The sequence below is a fragment of the Clostridioides sp. ES-W-0016-02 genome (assembly GCF_020641035.1).
In the GTDB taxonomy this organism is placed as follows: Bacteria; Bacillota; Clostridia; order Peptostreptococcales; family Peptostreptococcaceae; genus Clostridioides.
In genome coordinates this window covers 2,680,420-2,705,795 of sequence record NZ_CP061361.1, presented here as the reverse complement: position 1 = coordinate 2,705,795, position 25,376 = coordinate 2,680,420, and the positions used below count along the sequence as shown (strand labels likewise).

The window sequence follows — 25,376 nt, the reverse complement described above, 5'->3', positions numbered from 1 at the left end:
TTTAATAAATTGGAGGAATATTAAAAATGGAAAAAGCAGTAGAAAACTTTGAAGATTTAAGCAAAGAATATATTAATGGATACATTGAGAGGGCTAGAAAAGCTCAAAGGGAGTTTGAATGTTATACTCAAGAACAAGTGGATAAAATAGTGAAGATAGTTGGAAAGGTAGTATACTATAACGCCGAATATTTAGCTAAACTTGCAGTAGAAGAAACTGGAATGGGTGTATATGAAGATAAAGTAGCTAAAAATAAAAGTAAAGCGAAAGTTATATATAATAATTTAAAAGATAAGAAATCAGTTGGTATAATTGATATAGATAGAGAAACAGGAATAACAAAAGTAGCTAAACCAATTGGAGTTGTAGCAGCAATAACTCCTTGTACAAATCCAATAGTTACACCTATGAGTAATGCTATGTTTGCATTAAAGGGAAGAAATGCAATTATTATAACACCACATCATAAAGCAATTGGATGTAGTACTAAGACTGTTAATATGATTAATGAAGAATTAGAAAAAATAGGAGCACCAGAAAATCTAATACAAATACTTGACCAACAATCAAGAGAAAATACGAGAAATTTAATTTCATCAGCAGATGTAGTAATTGCCACTGGTGGAATGGGAATGGTAAGAGCTGCATATTCAAGTGGAAAACCAGCTCTTGGTGTAGGAGCAGGAAATGTCCAATGTATTATAGACAGAGATGTAGATATTAAAGAAGCAGTACCTAAAATCATAGCTGGAAGAATATTTGATAATGGTATAATTTGCTCAGGTGAGCAATCAGTGATAGTGGCAGAAGAAATGTTTGATAAAGTAATGGATGAATTTGAAAGTAACAAAGGATTTATAGTTAGAGATAATGCACAAAAAGAAGCTTTTAGAAATGCCATGTTTGTCAATAAATCTATGAATAAAGATGCAGTAGGACAATCAGTTCATGCAATTGCAAACATTGCAGGAGTTGAAATACCAAAAGATACAAAAATAATAGTAATAGAAGCAGATGGACCAGGTGAAGAAGACATACTTGCAAAAGAAAAAATGTGTCCAGTTATATCTGCATATAAGTATAAAGACTTTGAAGAAGGAGTAGCTATTGCAAAAGCAAATCTAAATGTAGAAGGAAAAGGACATAGTGTATCTATACATTCAAATACAATTAAGAACATAGAATATGCAGGAGAAAATATAGAAGTATCAAGATTTGTAATTAATCAATGTTGTGCTACAAGTGCTGGAGGAAGCTTCTTTAATGGTCTTGCACCTACAAATACCTTAGGTTGTGGTTCTTGGGGAAATAATAGTATTTCTGAAAATCTTGATTACAAACATTTAATTAATATTTCTAGAATTGCTTATTATATGCCAGAAAATGAAGTACCTACAGATGAAGAACTTTGGGGATAAAATTCAAATATAAAAAAGTATTCATTCTAAATTAAAATAGAAATATATTTTAATTTAGAATGAATCTAAACTAAAAATGAATTTAATTTAAAATATTGAAGTGAATTTAGAAGATTGAAAGACGAACAAAAGAAGGAAGTATTATAAATTAACATAAATAAAAATTATTATAAAAGAGAAGGAGTGGTTTTATTATGGCATTAATGACAGGAGCTCAATATATTGAAAGTTTGAGAAAATTAAATACTAAAGTTTATATGTTTGGTGAAGAGGTTAAAAATTGGGTTGACCATCCAATGATTAGACCATCTATAAATTGTGTAGCAGCTACTTATGATTTGGCACATGACCCAGAATATGCAGATTTAATGACAGTTACTTCAAATATTACAGGAGAAAAAATAAATAGATTTGGTCATCTTCATCAAAGTACTGATGATTTGATAAAAAAAGTTAAAATGCAAAGACTATGTGGCCAAAAAACAGCTTCTTGTTTCCAAAGATGTGTAGGTATGGATGCTTTTAATGCGGTATATTCAACAACGTTTGAGTGCGACAAAGCGCATGGAACTAATTATCATGATAATTTTGTAAAATACTTAACTTATATACAAGAAAACGATTTAGTAGTTGATGGAGCTATGACTGACCCTAAGGGAGATAGAGCATTATCACCTAGTGCTCAACCTGACCCAGATATGTTCCTTCACATAGTTGAAAGAAGAGAAGATGGAATAGTGGTAAGAGGAGCAAAAGCACATCAAACTGGTTCAATAAATTCACATGAACATCTTATAATGCCTACTATAAGCATGACTGAAGCAGATAAAGACTATGCTGTATCATTTGCAGTTCCTTCAGATGCTGAAGGTGTGTTTATGATTTATGGAAGACAATCTTGTGATACTAGAAAATTAGAAGAGGGAGCAGATGTTGACTTAGGAAATAAAGAGTTTGGAGGTCAAGAAGCTCTAGTAGTATTTGATAATGTATTTGTTCCAAATGATAGAATCTTCTTATGCGGAGAGTGGGATTTCTCTGGTATGTTGGTAGAAAGATTTGCTGGATATCATAGACAAAGTTATGGTGGATGTAAAGTTGGAGTAGGTGATGTAATAATAGGAGCAGCAGCTTTAGCAGCTGATTACAATGGAGCAAACAAAGCTTCTCATATAAAAGATAAATTAATAGAAATGACTCACCTTAATGAAAGCTTATATTGTTGTGGTATAGCATGTTCATCAGAAGGACATAAGACAGAGGCTGGAAACTATCAAATAGATTTACTTCTTGCAAATGTATGTAAACAAAATGTAACTAGATTCCCTTATGAAATAGTGAGACTTGCAGAAGATATAGCTGGTGGGCTTATGGTTACTATGCCTTCAGAAAAAGACTTCAAGTCAGATTTAAAAGTTGGAACAAGTGGAATGACAATAGGTGAAGTATGTAATAAATATTTTAAAGCTTCTTCAGTAGCTTCAACAGAAGAAAGAATGAGAATATTAAGATTCTTAGAAAATATATGTCTTGGCTCATCTGCTGTTGGTTATAGAACTGAGTCAATGCATGGAGCAGGTTCACCACAGGCACAAAGAATAATGATTTCAAGACAAGGAAATATAAATCAGAAGAAAGAATTAGCTAAGACAATTGCAGGAATAAAAAAAGAAAAAGCTCTAAATTTATAAAAAGTTAATATATAAAAAAGTTGATATATAAATGGGAAAATATATTGACTTATACTAATTAATGAAAAAATATATCGTATAAGAATGATTATAAAGTAGTAGTTTGAGTTATAAAAAGAGATTTTAGAAGGAGAATTTACACATGACCTGTGGAGTTAGATTTTGTGGGGGCTGTAACCCTAGATACGAAAGAGGGAAGGCTCTAGCAATAATCAAAGAGCACTTCAATGGTAGAGTAGATTTTAGCGTAGCAGAAGAAGATGTAGAATATGATTTATTACTTATAATTGGAGGATGCACAACTTTATGTGCATCCTACCAACAATATAAAGTTAAGAAATCATATATTAAAATTTGGGATTTTAGTCATATAGAAAGAGCTATAAATATAATAGAATCAGCGATTTGTGAGGCTTAAATAAGAGTTAGATGGGGTGATTTCATTGAATTGGCGAGAATTGTATCAAAGTAAGTTATGTACTGCTATAGAGGCTGTAAAGCATATTAAAGATGGGGATACAGTAGTATTTGCACATTGTGTAGGTGAGCCTCCTGCACTAGTAGAGGCAATGATTGAAAATGCAAAACAGTATAAAAATGTTGAGATTAAGCATATGGTAAGTCTAGGCAGTGGTGGATATACTGGTGAGGGAATGGAAACTCACTTTAGAGTAAATCCAATGTTTGTAAGTGGAAATGTAAGAAAGGCAATTGAAAATGGAGATGGAGATTTTACTCCTGCATTCTTTCATGAAGTACCAAAATTAATTAGAGAGAAAAGATTAAAATGTGATGTTGTTTTAGCTCAGGTAACTCCACCAGATGAACATGGGTATTGTAGCCTAGGAACATCAGTTGATTATACTTATGAGGCTATTAAAACTGCTAAAACAGTAATTGTTCAAGTAAATGACCAATTTCCTAGAACTTATGGTGAAGTAGTTCATGTATCAGAGTTTGATTATATAGTTGAAAAGTCACAACCTTTATATGAACTGCAACCTGCTAAGATTGGAGAAGTAGAAGAAGCAATAGGTAAAAACTGTGCTTCTCTAATTGAAGATGGTTCTACTTTACAACTTGGAATTGGTGGAATTCCAGATGCAGTTATGTTATTTTTAACAGATAAAAAAGATTTAGGAATTCATTCAGAAATGATTTCAGATGGAACCCTAGCTCTCTATGAAAAAGGTGTTATAAATGGTAAATATAAAAATTTTGATAAAGAAAAAATGACAGTTACATTTTTAATGGGAACTAAAAAATTATATGATTTTGCTAATAATAACCCAGTAGTTGAAGTGAAACCTGTAGACTATGTAAATCATCCAGCAGTTATAATGAAACAACATAAAATGGTGTCTATAAATTCTGCTATACAAGTTGATTTGATGGGACAGGTAGTTGCAGAGGCAATGGGTCTTAGACAATTTAGTGGAGTTGGAGGTCAAGTTGACTTCATACGTGGAGTATCTATGGGAGAAGATGGAAAGGCAATTATAGCAATGCCTTCAATAACTACAAAAAAAGATGGGACAGTAATTTCAAAAATTGTCTCTATTGTGGATGAAGGTGCTCCTATAACAACATCTAGAAATGATATTGACTATGTTGTAACTGAGTATGGTATAGCAGAACTAAAAGGGAAATCTCTTAGAGAAAGGGCAAGAAATTTAATCAATATTGCTCATCCAAGTGTAAGAGAAAATCTAGCATTAGAGTTTGAAAAACGATTTAAGGAGAAATATTAATAGTAGAGGGGTGTTAAGTATGGAAGCACTTAGAGTAGTTCCAAAAATATTTTATTTTGATACATTTAAAGAATTCAATGAAGAATTTAAAATAGGAAAAAATGATTTAGTAATTACAAATGAATTTATATATGAACCATATATGAAACCTCTTGGAATAGATACCAATTTAATTTTCCAAGAAAAATTTGGAACAGGTGAACCATCTGATGAAATGATAGATTCTATGACAAAAGAAATGAAGAAATACAATTTCAATAGAATTATCGCTTTTGGAGGAGGTACAATAGTTGATATATGCAAGATATTAGCACTTGATGTTCCAGAGAAGTCTATTGACTTATTTGAAGGAGAAGTAGCACCTAAAAAAGTAAAAGAATTGGTGGTAGTTCCTACAACATGTGGTACAGGAAGTGAAGTAACAAATGTAGCCATTGCAGAGTTAAAATCTAAGCATACTAAAAAGGGTCTTGCAGTAGAAGAAACTTATGCAGATTATGCAGTATTAATTCCAGAGTCAGTAAAAGGATTGCCTTATAAATTTTTTGTAACAAGTTCAGTGGACGCTCTTATACATGCTATTGAGTCTTATCTATCTCCAAAAGCAAGTCCATTTACAGAAATATATTCTTTACAGGCTATAAAAATGATTATGGATGGATATAAAAAGATTGTGGATAAAGGAGAAGAAGAGAGATTCAATCATCTTAAGGACTTTGTACTTGCATCAAACTATGCAGGAATTGCTTTTGGAAATGCTGGTTGTGCAGCAGTGCATGCTTTATCTTATTCGATAGGTGCAGCTTTCCATGTTGCACATGGGGAAGCAAATTATCAGTTCTTTACTGAAGTATTTAAGATGTACTCTAGAAAAAATCCTAATGGAAAGATTACGCAATGTACAAAAATTTTAGCAGATGCTCTTGAATGTGACTCTAATTGTGACGTTTATGGAGAATTAGAGAAATTCTTAAACAAATTAATAACTAAGAAAGCTCTAAGAGAGTATGGAATGGTAGAAAGTCAGATAGATGAATTTACTGATAGTACGATAGCCAATCAACAGAGATTACTTGCCAATAATTATGTAGAACTTAGTAGAGAAGAAATAAGAGAGATATTTGCAAATCTTTATTAATATAATTTTTTATTTGGATTAAGTATAGATGAGATAAATAATGATAATTATATAAATATAAAAAATGAGAGGGCTTAAATTTACTTAAAATTAAGTTCTCTTATTTTTGTATAGCATTAAATGTAAGTACATTTTTAGTTAGAAAATGTACTTACATTTAAGTCTATTACTTCATTTGAAATAATTTGTAGAATTTCAAATTCCTTGACAGTAATAAGTAAGTAATTGTATAATCAAACTGAAATATAATAATAATATTAGTAAAAATGAAAGGATATAAATCATGTATAAACCAGAGAATTTTTCTAAAAAATCTGTATTAATAAATTCGTTTTTAAGTAAGTTTTTGAAGATCGTTGGATGGGGTCTAGTAGGCTTATTTACACTATCAGCCTTAGTATTGTCAACTATTTCAATTATAATTGGATGGGCAGTTATACTTCCTATTCAAGTATGTGCTTTATTCTTAATAATAGGTGGAGTTTGTATTTTTAAAGGTAAAAGATTAGGAGACCAAATTTCTCGTTATAAAAAATACTGTACAATCATAAGTAATAAAAATATTATTCCAGTAGAACTTATTGCAGAAAGTACATCTAAATCACTAAAATTTATAATAAAAGATGTGCAAAAGATGATAGATAAAAATTACTTTATAAATACTTATATTGATAAAAGAAATAATCAAATTGTATTGACAAATGAAGATGGAGTTCCACCAACATATGAAGATATAGTATATGAAGTTGAAGAAGATGAAGTTGAGAATAGCAATGAAGCTGATATGATTATTAAAAAGGGAATGGACTATTTGAGACAAATAAAAGAGGCTAATGAAAATATTAAATCAGAATCAATGTGCAAGAAAATTATACAAGTAGAAGATGTTACAAGTAAAATATTTGATGTTGTAAAACATGACCCATCAAAACTTATTCAGATACAAAAATTTATGGATTATTATATTCCAACTACTTTAAAGCTTTTAAATTCATATCATACATTGGAAGAACAAGGAATAGACAGAGAAAATATAACAACAACTATGGAAAGCATTGAAAGTACAATGAGTACAATTGTAGTGGCTTTTGAAAACCAACTGGATTCTCTATTTGAGGATGAAGCTATTGACATATCTACAGATATTACTGTTTTAGAAAATATGTTAGTTCAAGAGGGATTAACAGGTGGAAAGTTTTAACTGTAATATAAAAAATATTCTGTTATTTTTGAACAGTTAAGTAGTTATGAAGGATAAAAATATGTAAGATATAAGTATATAATTAGTACTTTATGAAGGAAGAGGAGAGAACTATAGAATGAATAATTTAGATGATATACCAGTTATGCCAACACTAACACTTGACCCATTTGGTGAAGAAACAAAAACAAATGATATAAATAATTCTGACCTATTAATGAAAAAGAATGAAAAAGACCCAGAAGAAGAAAAACTATCAGAAGCTGAGCGTAAAATGGTAAAAGAGTTTGCAGAAAAAATAGATATTACAAATACAAATATGATTTTGCAATATGGAGCTGGGGCTCAAAAAAAGGTAGCAGGATTTTCGGAAACCGCTTTAAAGAGTGTTAAAACTAGAGATTTAGGCGAAGTTGGTGATATGCTTACAAATCTAGTTACTGATTTAAAATCATTCTCAGCTGACGAAAAAGAACAAGGTGGTTTTTTAGGAATTTTTAAAAAGGCAAATAATAAAATTTCAAATTTAAAAACTAAGTATGATAGCGCAGAAGTAAATGTAGACAAAGTAAGTAAAGAACTTCAAAAGCATCAAGTTAAAATATTGAAAGATATAGCAATGCTTGATAAAATGTATGAATTAAACTTAGCTTATTCAAAAGAGCTTACAATGTATATTATAGCAGGGAAACAAAAGCTAAAAGATATGAAAGAACTTGAGATGCCAAAATTAAGAGAAAGAGCAAGTTTGTCTGGTTCAACAGAAGATGCTCAATCTGTAAACGATATGGTTTCACTTTGTGACAGATTTGAAAAGAAGATTCATGACTTAGAATTAACTAGAATGGTATCACTTCAAATGGCTCCACAGATAAGATTGGTTCAAAATAGCAATAATCTAATGGCAGAAAAAATTCAATCTACTATAGTAAATACTATTCCATTGTGGAAAAATCAAATAGTACTTGCTCTTGGAATATCTCATTTGAATCAAGCTATGAAAGCACAGCGTGAAGTTAGTAATATGACAAATGAACTTCTACTAAAGAATGCAGAGACATTGAAAATGGGAACAATAGAAACAGCCAAAGAATCAGAAAGAGGAATTGTAGATATAGATACAATTAAGAAAACTAATCAATCTTTAATATCAACTATTGATGAAGTAGTTAAGATACAGAATGATGGTAGAATAAAGAGACAGGAAGCAGAAGTTGAATTATCAAAAATAGAAAATGAACTTAAAAGTAAGCTTCTTGAATTTACAGTTAAATAATAACTCATAAATAATAGCTTATATTAAAATAAAAAGTGTAGTTGATTTTACAATTAACTACACTTTTATTTATATTATAAGTTTCTGTTATCTTTTAGCATAACATCATGAGCTCCACCTTCAACGATACTAGTAGAAGATACAAGTGTTAGCTTAGCATTTTTTTGAAGTTCAGGAATACTAAGAGCACCACAGTTGCACATAGTAGAACGAACCTTACTTAGAGAAAGTGTCACATTGTCTTTTAAAGAACCAGCATAAGGAACATAAGAGTCAACACCTTCTTCAAAAGAAAGTTTCTTATCTCCACCAAGGTCATATCTTTGCCAGTTTCTAGCACGTGCAGAACCTTCTCCCCAATACTCTTTCATGTAACTACCATTTATATTAACCTTATTAGTTGGACTCTCATCAAAACGAGAGAAATATCTACCAAGCATTATAAAATCAGCACCCATAGCTAAGGCTAAAGTTATATGATGGTCATAAACAATACCACCATCAGAACAAATTGGAATGTAAATACCTGTTTTTTCAAAGTATTCATCTCTAGCTTGAGCAACTTCAATTATAGAAGTAGCTTGTCCACGTCCTATACCTTTTTGTTCACGAGTGATACATATAGAACCACCACCAATACCAACTTTAACGAAGTCAGCACCAGCTTCAGCAAGGTAAAGGAATCCTTCACGGTCAACTACATTCCCAGCTCCAACCTTAACCGTATCACCGTATTTTTCACGAATAAAATCAAGAGTTATCTTTTGCCACTCAGAAAAACCTTCTGAAGAGTCTATACATAAAACATCAGCACCAGCTTCAACTAAAGCAGGAACACGCTCAGCAAAGTCTCTAGTATTGATACCAGCTCCAACTACATATCTTTTAGAAGAATCTAAAAGTTCAAGTGGATTTTCTTTATGAGAAGAGTAATCTTTACGGAATACCATATATACAAGATTACCATTGTCATCAAGTACAGGAAGAGAATTAAGCTTATGGTCCCATATAATATTGTTTGCTTCTTTTAAAGTAACATCTTTGTTAGCATAAACTATGGATGACATAGGAGTCATAAACTCACTAACTTTAGTGTCTAAGTCCATACGACTTATACGATAATCACGACTTGCAACAATACCTAATAATTTACCAGTTGAAGTACCATCTTCAGTAACTGCAACCGTAGAATGACCAGTTTTCTCTTTTAGTTCAAGTATGTCTTTTAATGTATTGTCAGGTTTAATATTTGAATCACTCACAACAAATCCAGCTTTATGAGATTTAACACGTGCTACCATAGCAGCTTCACTTTCAATAGATTGAGAACCATATATAAATGAGATGCCACCTTCTTTAGCAAGTGCAATAGCCATCTTGTCATCAGAAACAGATTGCATAATAGCAGAAGTTAAAGGTATATTCATATGAATATCTGCTTCCTCGCCCTTTTTAAATTTAGTAACAGGTGTTTTTAAACTTACATTAGCAGGTATACAGTCAGTAGAAGAGAAACCTGGTACAAGTAGGTATTCACTGAAAGTATGTGATGGTGTATCAAAATAAAACGCCATTTTTTAATCACTCCTTATATTTTTATACTTTATTATAATTGATAGTATTAATTATAACTTATTCTTTAATTTTATTAAAGTATTTTGTCAGATATTGAGATTTTTGAAAAATTTAAACTATTTTAACTGAATCTGTTTAATATATGTTGCTTTATACAATCAAACTGTATATTAAATAATGTTTTATTTAATGTGGTAGCTAATTTGAAGTTAATTCTTATTATATAATATCTTACATTATATCTATATACTCCTGTTGTTAATATTAAGTATATAGTATTTTTTACTGAAAGTATAAGTCAATTAAATCTATATTAGTATGTCCAAAAGTGTCCCTAAAAAATTTATTTCATTAAATTCTTAATTTAAAATACTACATAAATAAAACTAAACAAAAACTAAAGTGACAAATGTCATTATCTTAAGTGACATAGAAACGATTTCTTAAAGTTGTTACTATAAAATATAAACTCTATAATAAAAGTATAACAAAAGGGAATCATATCGATATAGAATATAATTCAAATGGAGGTAAAATTATGAGCAGTTCTAATCAATCGACAATAAAGACATCTATACAGCGAGTAGGAAAGTTTTTAAGTGGGATGGTAATGCCAAATATAGGAGCTTTTATAGCATGGGGTCTTATAACAGCATTATTTATACCAACAGGGTGGATGCCAAATGAAAAATTAAGTACTATAGGCGATCCGATGATAAAATATCTTTTACCACTATTGATAGCATATACTGGTGGTAAAGCTATAGCAGGGCAAAGAGGCGGAGTAATAGGTGCAGCAGCAGCGATGGGAGTAATCGTTGGAGCTGATATACCAATGTTTATTGGAGCAATGATAATGGGACCATTTGCAGGATGGGTAATCAAGAAGTTTGATAAACTTGTAGATGGTAAAATACCAACAGGATTTGAGATGTTAGTAAATAACTTTTCAATAGGTATAATAGGTATGCTTCTTGCAATATTAGGTTTTTATGCAATTGGACCAGCTATAGTAGCAGGTACAGCTCTTATAGAATCAGGAGTGCAATTTATAGTTAGCAAAAGTTTATTACCTTTAGTTTCGGTATTTATAGAGCCTGGAAAGGTACTGTTCTTAAACAATGCAATAAATCATGGTATATTAGGTCCTATAGGTATAGCTGAAGCAAAAGAAGCAGGTAAATCTATAATGTTCTTATTAGAAAGTAACCCTGGACCAGGTTTAGGTGTTCTATTAGCATATTGGATGTTTAGTAGAGGAAGTGTAAAACAATCAGCACCAGGAGCAGTAATAATACATTTCCTTGGTGGTATCCATGAAATTTACTTCCCATATATATTAATGAATCCAGTTTTAATATTAGCTACAATGGCAGGTGGAGCAGCAGGAATATTAACTTTTTCAATATTAGGAGCTGGACTTGTAGCAGCACCATCACCAGGAAGTATATTTGCACTTATGGCACTAGCACCAAAAGGAGGATTACTTCCAGTATTAGCAGGGGTTGCAGTTGCGACAGTTGTATCATTCTTAGTGGCAGCACCATTTGTTAAGAGAGCTTCAGCAAACCAAAGTGAAGAAGATGGTACTTTAGAAGAAGCTAAAGCAAAGATGAGTGATATGAAATCTGCAAGCAAAAGTTCAGAACAAAAAGTTAAAGAAAAGCAACTTGAATTAAATGAAATTAAGAAGATTGTATTTGCATGTGATGCAGGAATGGGTTCTAGTGCAATGGGAGCTTCTAGATTTAAAAATAGAATAAAAAACTTGAATTTAGATATAGAAATTACAAATTCATCTGTTGATAATCTTCCAGATGATACACAAATAGTAGTAACTCACAACACATTAGTTGAAAGAGTTGCCAAAAACAATTCAAATGTTGAGATAGTATCAATAAATAACTTTTTAAATGACCCCAATTTAGATATACTGTTTAAAAGATTAGAATCTAAATAAAAAATAAAAAGTACCACTGATTAGGAGTGGATAATTTGAAAAAAAAGAAGATTACATCTAGACAAAAAAAGATAATACTCATGATAGTAGAAAATTCTAAAAAAAATATTCCAATAACTGTTTCTGAAATTGCAGGAGAGTTAGAGTTAAGTTCAAGAACTGTACTTAGAGATATGTCAGGAATTGAAAAATGGTTTGATGAAAATGATTTTAATTTTGTAAAAAAACCAGGTGTAGGTTTGATTTTAGAAGAGAATACAGAAAATCAAAATTTTATAATTGAGTTGTTAGAAGAGGAAAAAATAGAAAAAGAATATAACAAAGAAGAAAGAAACTTAATTATATTATCAAAGCTACTAGTTTCTAATGAGCCAGTAAAATCTTACTACTTTGCAAAAATATTAAAGGTATCTGAAGGAGTACTAAATAATGATTTTGCACTAGCAAGTAAATGGTTAGAAAGATTTGATATTGAGCTTATTAGAAAACCAGGGCTTGGTGTGTATCTCAAAGGTCAGGAAAAAAACTTTAGAGAAGCATATGTAAACCTTATATATGACTCATTTAATGAAAAAGAAATATTGGATATGGTCAGAAATATAAGTGAGAATATACAAACTGATAAAGCAATAGAGATTTTAAGTGAAAATAGACTTTTAAATTTAATGGACAAGTGCATAATAAGAAAAGTTGAAAGTACATTAACAAAGAAGCTTTCAGAGTTAGATGTAAATTTAGCTGATAGTGCATATATAGGGCTTGTAGTTCATATTTCATTAGCTTTACAGAGGATAAAAAATGGTGAAAATATAACTATGGAGAAAGATTTTCTAAAGGAATTATCTTTAACCGAAGAGTTTAAATTAGCTCAGGAAATCGTAAAAGGTATGGCAGTTGATTTTAGTATGGATATACCATTAGATGAAGTTGGATATATAACTATGCACATTAGAGGTGCAAAGCAAAGGTCATCTTCAAGTCATAAAGAGTTAAACTTAGATGACATAGAAGTAATGGACATTACAAATAAAATGATAGATTTGGCAGAAGATGAATTTAAGATAAGTCTTAAAAATGATGAAAGATTATTTAAAGACCTAGCAAACCATCTGGGACCTTCCATAAACAGATTGAATATGGGACTAGAAATAAGAAATCCCCTTTTAGATGAAATAAAAACTAAGTATTCATATGCTTATAATGGAGTCGAAAAGGTTTCTAAAGTCATAAAAGATAAGCTAAATATAAATTCAATACCTGAATCTGAAATAGGATATATTGCAATGCATTTTGCATCAGCCATAGAAAAAAATCTAATGATGCATGCTAATATAAATATTGTTGTAGCATGTCCTACTGGAATAGGAACTTCAAGGTTTTTATCGACTAAAATTGAAAATAAATTTCCAAATCTAAATATACTTGAAACTATTTCAGCTATAAACATAGATGAGGAATATTTAAAAGAAAAAGAAGTCGATTTAATTGTATCTACAGTAGAATTAAATACAAACTTAGATTATATATGTGTAGGTCCATTTATGAGTTCAGATGATGAGCTGATAATCAAAGAAAAAATAAAGTCTATAGCTCAAAATAAATTAATGGATTTAAAAGTAAAAGATGATACTAAAAATAAAAATAAAGTATATGAACAGATAACAGAAAGTATGAACATAGGAAGAGATATTCTTCAGTTTTTAGATGAAATTCAATTTAAAAAATTTAAAAGTAAAAACTTAGATGAACTTATTATGGATTCATCAAAAATATTTGTAAAATCTAGTGAAGATGTAATATCTATAAAAGCATCCTTAGAAGAAAGATTAAAAATATCAATTCCATATATAGAAGAATCAAGGATTTTATTATTACATTGTATGAGTGAAAGAATAGATATTATGAAGTTAGCAATAATAAGATTAGAAAATAACATAAAGCTAAATTCTAAGGAAGAAATTGAGAATGTGGTTTTTATGTTACTTCCTAAAGATTCACCAAATTATCAAAGACAAATAATGAGTGAAGTAAGTGGCTCATTAATAGATAATTTTGTTTTTACTAATAAAATAAACAAATTTTCTATACAAGAGATGACATTAGAAATAAAAGATATAGTTTTTAATTTTTATACAAATAAATTAAAAACATTAATAGATAAATAAAATTTACATTAAAAAAAGGAAGGTTGATATTATGAGTAAAGTATTAAATGAGAATAATATATTTTTAGGATTAGATAGTGTTTCAAAGGAAGAAGCTATAACTTTAGCAGGAAGAAAACTATTTGAAAATGGATATGTAAAAGAAGAATATATACCAGCAATGTTGGAAAGAGAAAAGGTAATGACTACATACATGGGCATGGGTGTTGCTATTCCACATGGTGTAAATGAAGCGAAAAAAGAAATATTATCTTCTGGAATAGTTATACTACAATTCCCTAATGGTATAGATTTTGATGGAGAAAAGGCATATTTATTAATAGGAATAGCTGGTGTTGGAGATGAGCATTTAGAGATACTATCTAATATAGCAATAGTTTTAGATGATGATTTAACAGAGAGACTAAAAAATTCAAATGACAAACAAGCTTTTATGGAAGCTTTTGCCAACTAATCTTAGGAGGAACTTAAAATGAAAAAGGCAATCCAATTTGGAGCAGGAAATATTGGAAGAGGATTTATTGGAGGTTTGTTAGTTAAGTCAGGTTATCATGTTGTATTTGCTGATGTTAATGAAGAAATATTAAATTCAATAAATAAAGATAAAAAATATACTATACACATAAGAGATGTAGAATGTGTAGATGAGATAATTGACAATATAAGTGCAGTTTCATCTATAAAAGAAGAAATAATAGATGAGATTGTAGAAGCTGAAATAATAACTACAGCAGTTGGCCCTTTGGTTTTAACTAAAATAGCCCCTACAATTGCTAGAGGTATAAAAACTAGAAAAGAAAAAGGATTAACAAATAATTTAAATATAATAGCTTGTGAAAATGCAATATATGCAAGTTCTTCTTTAAAAGAGGAAATACTTAAGTGTCTAAATAAAGAAGAAGAAGACTATTTAGAGAGCTATATTGGTTTCCCTAACTGTTCAGTTGACAGAATAGTTCCTCCTGGTAAAAATGAGAATCCTCTTGATGTAACTGTTGAAAATTTTTATGAGTGGAATGTTGAAAAACAAGGATTTAAAGGAGAAATACCTAATATAGTTGGAATGAATTTAGCTGATAACCTTATGGCTTATATAGAACGTAAGTTATTTACACTAAATACAGGCCATGCTATAACTGCTTATATAGGGTACTTAAAGGGATACAAAACAATAGAAGAAAGTATAAATGATGAATATATTTGCAATATAGTGAAAAATGCAATGACAGAAAGTGGAGAAGGATTAATTAAAAAATATAATTTTGATTCAGAAGCACATTATAAATATATTGATAAGATTTTAAATAGATTTAAAAATCCATATCTTAATGATGATGTAGTCAGAGTTGGAAGAGAGCCACTTAGAAAATTAAGCGATAAGGATAGATTGATTAAACCTCTAATGACTGCAAAATCATATGGCTTAACAGTTGATAACTTAATTCTTGGAATAGGTGCAGCACTTCATTATAACAATAGTGAAGATGCTCAAAGTGTAGAATTACAAGAACTAATAAAGTCTAATGGAGTAAAAAAAGCTATTGCTAAAATAGCTAATATAAACAAGGATGAAGTACTTCTAGATAATATAGAAAAAAGTTATATCTTTATGGAAAATCTATAAGTTTACTTAAAAAGGTTGAATTTTGTCAAGTAACTAGTGAATGTTTTATTCTACACAGTTTGAATTATTTGTTGAATAATAGAGAATTATAATATATAATTAAAAAGAATAAATTAATATGTTTACCTGTATACTTTTGATAATATGGTTCAAATGTTTCTACTAAGCTACCAATAATAGCTTAACTACAGGAGTGAAGATGATATAGTTTATACTTATTTTAAATTATATATTAAGTTGGTTACTTTGAATTTTAAGCTCCTGTCTATGATATAGACAGGAGCTTTTTTAGTATTCTAAGATAAAATACAAGCAATGTAGAGAGTAAAATTAAAGAGAATATAATTTTTTTTATTAAGATTAATATAATTTAGAAAGGTTTAGGTGGGAGTACAATGAAGGCTTTAGAGGAAAAGATATTAAGAGAAGGTAGTGTTTCAGGAAATGATATACTAAAAGTCGATAGTTTTTTAAATCATCAAATTGATGTAGCTTTTTTAAATGAAATAGGAAAAGAATTTAAAGAGAGATTTAGTGGAGAAAAGGTAGATAAAATATTTACAATAGAGGCTTCAGGAATAGCTATAGCATCAATTGTTTCACAATACTTTGACAATGCACCTGTAGTTTTTGCGAAAAAATCAGAATCTAAAAACTTAGATACTGATGTGTATGAAACTAATGTATATTCATTTACTAAGGCAAAAGAATATGCAGTAAAAGTTTCTAAAAAGTATATAAACGAAGGTGAAAACATATTGGTAGTAGATGATTTTTTAGCTAATGGAAGAGCCGCTCTTGGTCTTAAAGATTTAATTGAACAAGCAAATGCAAACTTAGTTGGAGTAGGGATTGTTATTGAAAAAGGATTCCAAGCTGGAGGAGCACTTTTAAAGGCCAATGATGTAAGATTAGAATCTTTAGCAGTAGTTGAATCTATAGATAATGGAACTGTAAAATTTAGATAATTTATGATATTATATACTTGTGTTTAGCACATATTCTAATTATGGAGGATTTTTTAAATGAGATTTTTTATAGACACAGCTAATATTGAAGAAATAAAGGAAGCAAATGATTTAGGTGTAATATGTGGAGTTACTACAAATCCATCTCTAATAGCTAAAGAAGGTAGAGATTTTATAGAAGTAGTTAAGGAAATCAGTGAGATAGTAGATGGACCAATAAGTGCAGAAGTAATAAGTTTAGAGCACAAGGGTATGATAGAAGAAGCAGAAAAATTATCTAAGATACATAAAAATATAGTTATAAAAATACCTATGACAGCAGAAGGTTTAAAGGCAGTAAAAGTATTATCTAGTAAAGGTATAAAAACTAATGTTACACTTATATTCTCTGCTGGGCAAGCTCTTTTAGCTGCTAGAGCTGGAGCTACATATGTAAGTCCTTTTGTTGGAAGATTAGACGATATATCACAAAATGGTCTTGATTTAATTGAAGAAATTGTTGACATCTTCAGTGTAAATAGTATTGAGTCTCAAATAATAGTTGCTAGTGTTAGAAATCCAATACATGTTTTACAAGCTGCTAGAATGGGAGCTGATATAGCAACAGTTCCTCTTAAAGTTATAAACCAAATGATTAAGCATCCTTTGACAGACAAAGGAATAGATAGCTTTATGAAGGATTGGGAAGGTGCTTCTTTAAAATTATAATCATATAGTTATGGTTATAATTTTAATAGAAGTTCTTATGGAAATTCTAAGTAATAAGGCTAGGCTATTTTGCCTAGTCTTATTTTGGTGTATAATATATTGAAATAAACTAAAATTTAAAGTAAGGAGGCGAAATATGGATAAAATATTAAGAGAGATACAAAGAGAAGACAAGAAAAATCCATACACTGACCAAGAACTTGCTGAAATATTAAATGTAGCTAGGTCTGAAGTAATAGCGGTTAGAAAAAAGAATAATATTTTAGATTCAAGAGAAAGAAGAAAACAAATATTAATAAAGGATATATCTAAGATTGTAAATGAGAATCCTCAAATGTCTGAAAGAAAAATAACTGAAATTTTAACCGAAAATGGCTATAATATATCAAGAAGTGCAGTATCAAAATTACTAAAAGAAGAAAACTTAAGTCAATCGAAAGCTGAAATAAAAGATAAAGAACTAGTATCATCTGGAAAACATGTAAAAGTTAGTAAAGCTGTAGAAGAAGATGGGTTTGAAGAATTAATAGGTATAAAAGGCAGTTTGAAAGAAAAAGTAAACCTAGCTAAATCAGCAATAATGTATCCTCCTAATGGTCTTCATACTATAATATATGGAGAAACAGGTGTAGGTAAGAGTGAGTTAGCTACATGTATGTACAAATATGCTGTGAAAAATAATATCAAAGAAGAAAATAGTCCATTCATAGTATTTAACTGTGCAGATTATGCAGAAAATCCTAATCTATTGATAGCTCAGCTATTTGGAGTAGTAAAAGGTGCATACACAGGTGCAGATGCAAATAGAGAGGGTCTTGTAGAGCAAGCCAATAATGGAATTTTGTTTTTGGATGAAATTCATAGATTACCTGCTGCTGGTCAAGAAATATTATTTTCTTTAATAGATAGAGGTGAATTTAGGAGGTTAGGAGAGAGTAATTCTAATAGAAAGGCAAATGTTCTCATAATAAGTGCTACAACAGAAAATCCAGATTCTAATTTACTTCAAACATTTAGAAGACGTATACCAATGGTAATAAACTTACCAAATATGAGTGAAAGACCAAAATCTGAAAGATATGAAATAATAATAAAATTCTTTGAAAGAGAAGCAAAAAGAGTAAATAAAAACTTTATAATAACTAAAGAAGTGATGTGTGCACTTATGAATTATAAATGTACTGGGAATATAGGACAGTTAAAGAGTGATATACAAGTAACTTGTGCTAGAGCTTTTAGTAAGGCAATATTTTCTAGTGACAAGGTAATTATAGATTTAGATAGCTTGAGAGATTATATAAAAAGTGGATATTATGATTGTAATTGTGAAGATGAAAAGTATTCTGAGTTTTCAGTTGAAGATATATATATAGATATTAGTGAATTAGTAAGTGGGAAAAATAGAATTTTGTCTGATAATGAGATAAGTGAAATATACAATTATGCAGAAAAAGAATTAAAGGTTCTAGAAAGTAAGTGTTTTTCAGAAGAAGAGTTAAAAAATGCATTTATAGAAAAGTTAGACAATAAATTTAATGCTATTAAAAACAATAAAAACTTGTCTGATAGAAGAAGTCGAATAGACTGGGGTGGACAGTTAAAAGAATCCACGCTAGAGATAATGGACAAAGTAATTGTATTTATTAAAGAGCAGTTTAAGCATGTAAATCAGGGGCTGTATTTAGCTTTAGCAATTCATATTGAGCATGCTATAGATAGAATAAGAGATGGAAAAACTATAATAAATCCAAGTTTGGATAAGATAAAAGCATCAATGCCAATGGAATATGAATTATCCAGATATGTAATGGGAATAGTGGAAGATTTAACACAAGTTACATTCCCAGAGGATGAACTTGGATATTTAGCATATTATATAAATAAATTTTGTTACAATGAAGAAAGTATAAAAGATAAAGTAAAAGTAGTTATAGTTACGCATGGTAAAGTTGGAATTGAAATGTCTAATGTTGTAAATCACATTCTTGGTATAGAATGTACACTGGGTATAGAGATAGCACTTACAGATTCACCAGCAGAAGGAATAGAACATGTATTGGATGAACTTAAAAAGATAGAAGCACAGAAAGGAATTTTGGTTCTAATTGATATGGGTTCTCTAGTAATCCTTGGTGATGAGGTTGAAAAAAGACTTGGTATTAGGTGTAAGACTGTAAACAGGGTGGATACATTATTAGCAATGGAAGCAGGAAAATTGGCGACAATTGAAGGAAAAAGTTTAGATGGTATAATAGCAGATTTAAAGAAAAATAAAAATTATGCTATGGTAAATACGAATAAATTTAGTTATAGAAAAAATGAATATGGAAAGAAAAATGTAATTATTACATTATGTTTAAGTGGGGTAGGTACAGCTTTAAACTTAAAGGAACATATAGAAAAGCAAATTGAGGAATATGATGCTTCAATTGAAGTAAAGCCAATTGCTTTTTTAAATAATAATTTAGAAGATGAATTAAATGACATTGAAGCTGAATATAATATTATTGCTATTTGTGGCACAATTGATATAGATTATAAAAATGTACCTTTTATTTCTTATAATGAGGTACTTGGAAAAAATGGAATTAACAAGGTATTAGAACATTTAAATAATAAACAACCATCTTTGAGTAGCGATAATCAATTGGATAATTTAATACATGAAGATTTGATTTTATATGATTTTGAAGGAATCTCAAAGGAGTATATAATCGACACTCTTGTATCAAAGCTTGAAGAAGGTGGGTATGTAGACTCAAAATATATATTAAGTGTGTATAAAAGGGAAGCTATGGGAAGTGTTGTAATGGCTTCAAAAGTTGCTGTACCACATGGGCTTCCAGAAAATGTTATAAAACCAGCAATAGCTATAGCAAGATTAAATAAGCCCATAGTGTGGGATAATAAATTTATGGTAGATTTAGTGGTTTTATTAGCACTTAAAGAGAATAATAAAAAAGAAATACGAAGCTTATTTTCAAAGATTAATGACCAGCATACTTTGGAAATTTTATTAAATACTGAAGATAAAAATGAAATAAAAAAGATATTAAGTTAATTTTCAACATGAAAAATAATATAAAAAATTAAATAGAAAAATTTATTTTAGCACAAGTTTTAAGGTAAGTTCAATTGATAGATAGTTAATTGTTTAATATAAGGTTAATACCATAAGATTGATTTATTTAATTTTATAGTATTAGCCTTTTTTATTTGTAGATAGCAAACATACAAAATAATAATAATTAATGATTTTATTTTTTATAGACTTGTTATAAATTATTAAAAAGCAAATATATTGCTAAAATACAGGGCTTTTTTTATATTAATTTATGAAATTTTAGAATCATAAAGATTTGTATATGCAGATACTAAGAAAGAGCAGTAATAAAAGATGGAATATGTATTATAATAATTTATACATATACCAAATAAATAGAAATATCTAGTAGAATATAAGAAATTAAAAACAGTAGTCAGGAAAATATCAAATATGTTGGTGTTATAGTGATTTTCTAATATCAAAGCAGGTGTTATAGAAACATAAAAGTTCGCACCTGCTTTTTATATTAAAATTAAGGAAAATAATAACCCTGCAAGTAAAAATAATAGATTTATTTTCCTTGCAAGATTTGTATTAATTAAAATTGATATTTTATTTTAAGATAAGTTTTTTATTGAATTTTATAGCATCTATACATACTTTCACCACTCTTAAAGGAGAATCTGAAATAAACTTTATCATTAGAAAAATCTTTTTCCATAGCTACTAAATCTTGCTTTTCTCCAGCCTTTCCACCAGTTCCAACTAAGAATACATCTTTTTCACTATCTATTTCTTGAACTGAACCCATATATTTGTAATAGTCATTTATGTCATATGAGCGATATTCAGTAACTTTTTTATTTTCTTCATCCAATTTTATTTTAATAACTCTTGTAGATTTATTTTTTACACCATTATCATATAAGGTTATATATCCATCATCTGTAATTCTAGCATTATGCTGTCTTGAGAATTTTTGATTATCTGTTAAATTGAACTCATCACCCAATCCTCCTAGGGTCCAAATAATTTCTCCTGTTTTTCTATCTAATTTAATAACTTCATCTAAATTTCTAAATGAACAGATTAGATTTCCGTCTTTGGGGTCAATAGTCATAGAATTGAAATGTACATAGTCTAAGGATGTATCACTTTTTTCGCTAAAATTATTTTGTTCAACACTTTCTTCATATAGTTTTTCATGGTCAATACTTTCCCACTGCCATACAACTTTACCATCTTTTATTTCTTGTAGTACACTATTTACCACATAAGGTGAATTTCCTTTATTCAAGTTTGAAGGAATGTTTGTTGCCTTAGATTTTTGATAACTAGAAACGATATAGTGATTATCATTTATGTATATAAAGTCATGGTTTTCTAACTCAGTACCAGATTCTATGTTTTTATTTTTTTCCATAGTAATTTTATTTATTTCATTATAATTTTCATCTAATATAACAAGATATGTTGGTGAGTATCCAACAGAACTTATTCGTTTTGTTGAGTCTTTATCTTGAAGTAAATATCCATATCTAACTTTACCATCATCTGTAGTGATTTTTTTAAAATCAAAAGGATTTGATTCGACTTCCTTGTAAAAAACTATATTTCCTTTGTTATTTAATTTAAATACAAAATTATATTCTTCATTGTGTGTAGTAAGATAATAATCACCATCATAAGGGCTATTTGCAGTAACAGTATACTTTGGAAAATCTTTTGAAAGAGAATTTATGTAATAATTTCTATATGAATTCTCACCACTATACATTACAGATATTTTTATTTTAGAAGAGCTACTGATTTCTTTCAATTTAAAAGTTGATTTATCATTTACATTAATTTCTTTATCATCTATTTTGACACTGTTTACACTTTTAGAGTTTTTTATTGTTATACTATTTTGATTTGTTGAATTAAGTTGCTTTACGTTTTGACTATTAAAAATTCCCTCTTTAGATAGTGTTACATCATAACCATTTACAGTTATAGTAAGTGTTTTTTTCGACTTACTTTGAGATGCAAAGACTTGCTTTGCGAAAACACCAGAAACAAATAAAATACTACATAAAAATACTATCTTTAATAAATTTTTTCTTTTCATTCTTATCTCCTTTTCATATTAAGTTTTATATATTTTCATATTGATTTTATTATATAAATAAAAACATACTATGAATTTAATTATGCGTAACGTGAATTTTGATAGACAATTATATGAAAATTCATTCACACTGAAATAATTAAACAATAAATACGAAAATTAATGTTGTTTAGATTGAATAATTTTATAAAATAGCTAAGAAACAGAAAAAACCACCCATAAAAAATAAAAAAACCATTTCTATAACAAAAAAAACCACGAAAATATAAAAATATATGGATAGTTAAGTGCTTAACAAGTGAAAATTAAAATAAAAATTAAAAAAAATTTATCTATGAAAGTTGGCTAAAATCCTGCAATTGAACATTATTTCAAGGAAAACATTTTCTTCTATTTCACAAAAAAAGCCACTTTTTGGCACGGCATATGCTTTATATAAAGACAAGAAAAACAAGATATGAGATAAGAGCAATTAGGAGGTGCAAATATGGAGTTTATAAATTTTGTAAGTGATAAAGTTATAAACCTTAAAATGGATTGTAAAACAAAAGAAGATTTCTTTAAGGAAATACATAATAAAGTTTTTGAATTAGGCTTTGTAAAAGAAGAATTTGGAGAAAAAATACTAGGAAGAGAAAATGTATTTCCAACAGGTTTAAACTTAGGTGATTATGGAGTAGCTATACCACATACAGATGCAGAATATATTAAAGAACAATTTATAGCAGTCTGTACTTTTAATGAACCAGTAGTATTTAGTTCTATGGAAGACCAAGATGAAAAAGTACCTGTAAATTTAGCTTTCGTTTTGGGGCTTAATCAACCACACAGTCAATTGTCTGTATTAACAGAATTGATGGGGATTATGCAAAATAAAGAATTAGTTGAGAAGCTAATGGATTCTACTGATAAAGAAGAAGTTTTAAAGACAATAAAGTCTTTATAAAAAATAAAAGAATAAAAGATACTAACAACAAAAATAAGAAAATAAAAATTATTAGGAGGAAATAAAAATGAAAAAAATATTAGTAGCATGTGGAGCAGGAATAGCAACATCAACAGTAGTTTGTGATAAGGTAGAAAGATTAGTTAAAGAAAATAATATACAAGCAGAAGTTATACAATGCAAAATAGCTGAATGTGCAACAAAGCAAGATGGAGCAGATTTAATAGTATCAACAACTATATTACCAACAACTTATAATATACCAGCAATAAAAGCAACAGCATATATAACTGGAGTTAATACAGCAGCATTAGATAAAAAAATATTAGATGCTTTAAAATAATCCTATCATAAATAAATTGAAATCATATTAAAAAAACAGAAAAAGGAGGATTTATAAATGGATAAATTATTAGCAGTAGTACAGTACATTTTAAACATGGGACCAACAGTAATACTACCAATAACAATTGTAGTCTTAGGAATGATATTTAGAATTAAATTTACAAAAGCTTTAAAATCAGGTCTTACAATTGGTATAGGGTTTGTGGGTATAAACTTAGTTGTAAACCTATTAACTTCAACACTAGGGCCAGCAGCTCAAGGAATGGTTGAGAGATTTGGACTTAATTTAACAGTAATAGATGTTGGTTGGCCAACAACAGCATCAGCAACATGGGCTTCACCAGTTGCACCAATATTAATACCAGTTTGTTTATTAGTAAACTTACTATTATTATACTTCAATAAAACAAAGATATTAAACGTTGATATATGGAATTATTGGCACTTTATAGTAGCAGGTGCAGTTGGATATATAGTAACAGGAAGTTATATCTGGGCTATATTCTGTGCAATATTAATGGAATTATTAGTACTATTTATTGCAGAAAAAACAGCCAAGAATGTTCAGGAGTTTTATGATTTAGAAGGTATAGCATTACCAACTGGTTCAACAGCTTCATTTGCTCCACTTGGATATTTAGTAGGTAAATTTGTTGAAAAAATACCAGGAATAAATAAAATACAAGCAGACCCAGATTCTATACAAAAAAAATTCGGTATATTTGGTGAACCAATGATGATGGGTATTATACTAGGGATAATACTTGGAGCTCTTGCTGGATACGATGTAGCAGGAATATTCAATGTAGGTATATCAATGGGTGCAGTAATGTTACTTATGCCTAGAATGGTTAGAATATTAATGGAAGGTTTAATTCCAATTTCAGAATCAATAAGAGATTTCTTACAAGCAAAATATGGAGATAGAGAACTTTATATAGGGCTAGATGCAGCAGTAGCAACTGGACATCCAGCAGTTATATCAACAGCTCTTATACTTGTTCCTATAACTCTATTCTTAGCAGTTATATTACCAGGAAATAAAGTTTTACCATTTGGTGACTTAGCAACAATACCATTCTATATGGCATTTATAGTATGTTTTAGAAAAGGTAATATAGTTCAATCAGTTATAACAGGAACTATAGTAATAGCTATATCACTTTATATGGCTACAAATTTTGCAGATGTTCATACGCAATTATTACAACAAGCAAATATGATGCCAGAAGGAACAACAATGGTTACAAGTATAGATACAGGTGGTAACTTACTAAAATGGGGAATATTGAAATTATCTCAATTAGTTTCTTCACTTGGAATATTCTAATATTTAGTTAATAGAGATTACTCTTTTTTAGTAAAGTATGCGAAAATTTAACATTTAGCAGCTACTAGAAAAGAGTAATATTTTTTATAAATTTTTAAAAAATACAAAATACAAAAGGAGGAGA

At 29.0% G+C, this 25,376-nt stretch carries 19 protein-coding genes and 1 riboswitch; of the genes, 17 read left to right on the top strand and 2 right to left on the bottom strand.

Translation table 11 applies throughout. From position 1 onward, the window contains the following. Nucleotides 1-26 precede the first annotated feature (26 nt). From IC758_RS12885 to IC758_RS12855, 7 genes are all read left to right on the top strand, one after another. The gene (locus IC758_RS12885; protein WP_227860512.1) at nt 27-1,418 is read left to right on the top strand and encodes an aldehyde dehydrogenase family protein; all 1,392 of its coding nucleotides are present in this window, start codon (nt 27-29) and stop codon (nt 1,416-1,418) included. A gap of 194 nt (nt 1,419-1,612) precedes the next feature. Continuing rightward, nucleotides 1,613-3,109 carry a 4-hydroxyphenylacetate 3-hydroxylase family protein gene (gene abfD / locus IC758_RS12880; RefSeq protein ID WP_227432693.1) on the top strand — a complete coding sequence of 499 codons (1,497 nt, stop codon included), beginning with the start codon at nt 1,613-1,615 and terminating at the stop codon, nt 3,107-3,109. Nucleotides 3,110-3,251: 142 nt separating this feature from the next. After that, nucleotides 3,252-3,527, top strand: coding sequence for a hypothetical protein (locus IC758_RS12875; RefSeq protein ID WP_227432694.1), 276 nt, complete (start codon nt 3,252-3,254; stop codon nt 3,525-3,527). 25 nt (nt 3,528-3,552) lie between these two features. Continuing rightward, nucleotides 3,553-4,860 carry an acetyl-CoA hydrolase/transferase family protein gene (locus tag IC758_RS12870; RefSeq protein WP_227432695.1) on the top strand — a complete coding sequence of 436 codons (1,308 nt, stop codon included), beginning with the start codon at nt 3,553-3,555 and terminating at the stop codon, nt 4,858-4,860. A 19-nt stretch (nt 4,861-4,879) separates the two neighbouring features. After that, the gene (locus tag IC758_RS12865; RefSeq protein WP_227482795.1) at nt 4,880-5,998 is read left to right on the top strand and encodes a 4-hydroxybutyrate dehydrogenase; all 1,119 of its coding nucleotides are present in this window, start codon (nt 4,880-4,882) and stop codon (nt 5,996-5,998) included. Nucleotides 5,999-6,281: 283 nt separating this feature from the next. After that, nucleotides 6,282-7,199, top strand: coding sequence for a 5-bromo-4-chloroindolyl phosphate hydrolysis family protein (locus IC758_RS12860; protein WP_227830714.1), 918 nt, complete (start codon nt 6,282-6,284; stop codon nt 7,197-7,199). Nucleotides 7,200-7,317: 118 nt separating this feature from the next. Continuing rightward, nucleotides 7,318-8,475, top strand: a complete 1,158-nt coding sequence (locus IC758_RS12855; protein WP_227482794.1) for a toxic anion resistance protein — start codon at nt 7,318-7,320, stop codon at nt 8,473-8,475. A 74-nt stretch (nt 8,476-8,549) separates the two neighbouring features. Here IC758_RS12855 and IC758_RS12850 read toward each other — a convergent pair whose 3' ends face one another. After that, nucleotides 8,550-10,049, bottom strand: coding sequence for an IMP dehydrogenase (locus IC758_RS12850; RefSeq protein ID WP_227860511.1), 1,500 nt, complete (start codon nt 10,047-10,049; stop codon nt 8,550-8,552). A 539-nt stretch (nt 10,050-10,588) separates the two neighbouring features. Between IC758_RS12850 and IC758_RS12845 the strand changes: the two genes are divergently transcribed. The 7 genes from IC758_RS12845 (at nt 10,589) to IC758_RS12815 (ending at nt 20,536) form a co-directional block, all read left to right on the top strand. Beyond that, on the top strand, nt 10,589-12,010 hold the full coding sequence (locus IC758_RS12845) for a PTS mannitol transporter subunit IICB (RefSeq protein WP_227432700.1): 1,422 nt from the start codon (nt 10,589-10,591) through the stop codon (nt 12,008-12,010). Nucleotides 12,011-12,036: 26 nt separating this feature from the next. Next, nucleotides 12,037-14,175 (top strand): BglG family transcription antiterminator, encoded by a 2,139-nt coding sequence (locus IC758_RS12840; protein ID WP_227860510.1) that lies wholly within the window; start codon nt 12,037-12,039, stop codon nt 14,173-14,175. 31 nt (nt 14,176-14,206) lie between these two features. Further along, the gene (locus IC758_RS12835) at nt 14,207-14,629 is read left to right on the top strand and encodes a PTS sugar transporter subunit IIA (protein WP_227432702.1); all 423 of its coding nucleotides are present in this window, start codon (nt 14,207-14,209) and stop codon (nt 14,627-14,629) included. A gap of 18 nt (nt 14,630-14,647) precedes the next feature. Beyond that, on the top strand, nt 14,648-15,799 hold the full coding sequence (locus IC758_RS12830; RefSeq protein WP_227830712.1) for a mannitol-1-phosphate 5-dehydrogenase: 1,152 nt from the start codon (nt 14,648-14,650) through the stop codon (nt 15,797-15,799). A gap of 106 nt (nt 15,800-15,905) precedes the next feature. Continuing rightward, nucleotides 15,906-16,007: riboswitch (purine riboswitch) on the top strand. 187 nt (nt 16,008-16,194) lie between these two features. Next, complete coding sequence (locus IC758_RS12825; protein ID WP_227432704.1) at nt 16,195-16,767, top strand: xanthine phosphoribosyltransferase; 573 nt, start codon at nt 16,195-16,197, stop codon at nt 16,765-16,767. A 57-nt stretch (nt 16,768-16,824) separates the two neighbouring features. After that, nucleotides 16,825-17,475, top strand: coding sequence for a fructose-6-phosphate aldolase (gene fsa, locus IC758_RS12820; protein WP_227432705.1), 651 nt, complete (start codon nt 16,825-16,827; stop codon nt 17,473-17,475). 136 nt (nt 17,476-17,611) lie between these two features. Beyond that, nucleotides 17,612-20,536 (top strand): sigma 54-interacting transcriptional regulator, encoded by a 2,925-nt coding sequence (locus IC758_RS12815; protein ID WP_227860509.1) that lies wholly within the window; start codon nt 17,612-17,614, stop codon nt 20,534-20,536. A gap of 616 nt (nt 20,537-21,152) precedes the next feature. Here IC758_RS12815 and IC758_RS12810 read toward each other — a convergent pair. Next, nucleotides 21,153-22,631: an arylsulfotransferase family protein gene (locus IC758_RS12810; RefSeq protein ID WP_227830705.1), complete on the bottom strand. Its 1,479-nt coding sequence runs from the start codon at nt 22,629-22,631 to the stop codon at nt 21,153-21,155. Nucleotides 22,632-23,118: 487 nt separating this feature from the next. Here IC758_RS12810 and IC758_RS12805 point away from each other — a divergent pair, with 487 nt between their 5' ends. The 3 genes from IC758_RS12805 (at nt 23,119) to IC758_RS12795 (ending at nt 25,252) form a co-directional block, all read left to right on the top strand. After that, complete coding sequence (locus IC758_RS12805; protein ID WP_227824129.1) at nt 23,119-23,577, top strand: PTS sugar transporter subunit IIA; 459 nt, start codon at nt 23,119-23,121, stop codon at nt 23,575-23,577. Nucleotides 23,578-23,644: 67 nt separating this feature from the next. Then, on the top strand, nt 23,645-23,920 hold the full coding sequence (locus tag IC758_RS12800) for a PTS sugar transporter subunit IIB (protein WP_021385190.1): 276 nt from the start codon (nt 23,645-23,647) through the stop codon (nt 23,918-23,920). Nucleotides 23,921-23,977: 57 nt separating this feature from the next. After that, a complete protein-coding gene (locus tag IC758_RS12795) occupies nt 23,978-25,252 on the top strand; it encodes a PTS galactitol transporter subunit IIC (protein ID WP_227482790.1) in 1,275 nt (424 codons plus the stop codon). The last annotated feature ends 124 nt before the right edge of the window (nt 25,253-25,376 follow it).

Bases quoted from the DNA above. Each gene is read 5' to 3' on its own strand.
- IC758_RS12885 (WP_227860512.1), top strand. From the start codon at position 27: ATGGAAAAAGCAGTAGAAAACTTTGAAGATTTAAGCAAAGAATATATT.
- abfD (WP_227432693.1), top strand. From the start codon at position 1,613: ATGGCATTAATGACAGGAGCTCAATATATTGAAAGTTTGAGAAAATTA.
- IC758_RS12875 (WP_227432694.1), top strand. From the start codon at position 3,252: ATGACCTGTGGAGTTAGATTTTGTGGGGGCTGTAACCCTAGATACGAA.
- IC758_RS12865 (WP_227482795.1), top strand. From the start codon at position 4,880: ATGGAAGCACTTAGAGTAGTTCCAAAAATATTTTATTTTGATACATTT.
- IC758_RS12860 (WP_227830714.1), top strand. From the start codon at position 6,282: ATGTATAAACCAGAGAATTTTTCTAAAAAATCTGTATTAATAAATTCG.
- IC758_RS12855 (WP_227482794.1), top strand. From the start codon at position 7,318: ATGAATAATTTAGATGATATACCAGTTATGCCAACACTAACACTTGAC.
- IC758_RS12850 (WP_227860511.1), bottom strand. From the start codon at position 10,049: ATGGCGTTTTATTTTGATACACCATCACATACTTTCAGTGAATACCTA.
- IC758_RS12845 (WP_227432700.1), top strand. From the start codon at position 10,589: ATGAGCAGTTCTAATCAATCGACAATAAAGACATCTATACAGCGAGTA.
- IC758_RS12835 (WP_227432702.1), top strand. From the start codon at position 14,207: ATGAGTAAAGTATTAAATGAGAATAATATATTTTTAGGATTAGATAGT.
- IC758_RS12830 (WP_227830712.1), top strand. From the start codon at position 14,648: ATGAAAAAGGCAATCCAATTTGGAGCAGGAAATATTGGAAGAGGATTT.
- IC758_RS12825 (WP_227432704.1), top strand. From the start codon at position 16,195: ATGAAGGCTTTAGAGGAAAAGATATTAAGAGAAGGTAGTGTTTCAGGA.
- fsa (WP_227432705.1), top strand. From the start codon at position 16,825: ATGAGATTTTTTATAGACACAGCTAATATTGAAGAAATAAAGGAAGCA.
- IC758_RS12815 (WP_227860509.1), top strand. From the start codon at position 17,612: ATGGATAAAATATTAAGAGAGATACAAAGAGAAGACAAGAAAAATCCA.
- IC758_RS12810 (WP_227830705.1), bottom strand. From the start codon at position 22,631: ATGAAAAGAAAAAATTTATTAAAGATAGTATTTTTATGTAGTATTTTA.
- IC758_RS12805 (WP_227824129.1), top strand. From the start codon at position 23,119: ATGGAGTTTATAAATTTTGTAAGTGATAAAGTTATAAACCTTAAAATG.
- IC758_RS12800 (WP_021385190.1), top strand. From the start codon at position 23,645: ATGAAAAAAATATTAGTAGCATGTGGAGCAGGAATAGCAACATCAACA.
- IC758_RS12795 (WP_227482790.1), top strand. From the start codon at position 23,978: ATGGATAAATTATTAGCAGTAGTACAGTACATTTTAAACATGGGACCA.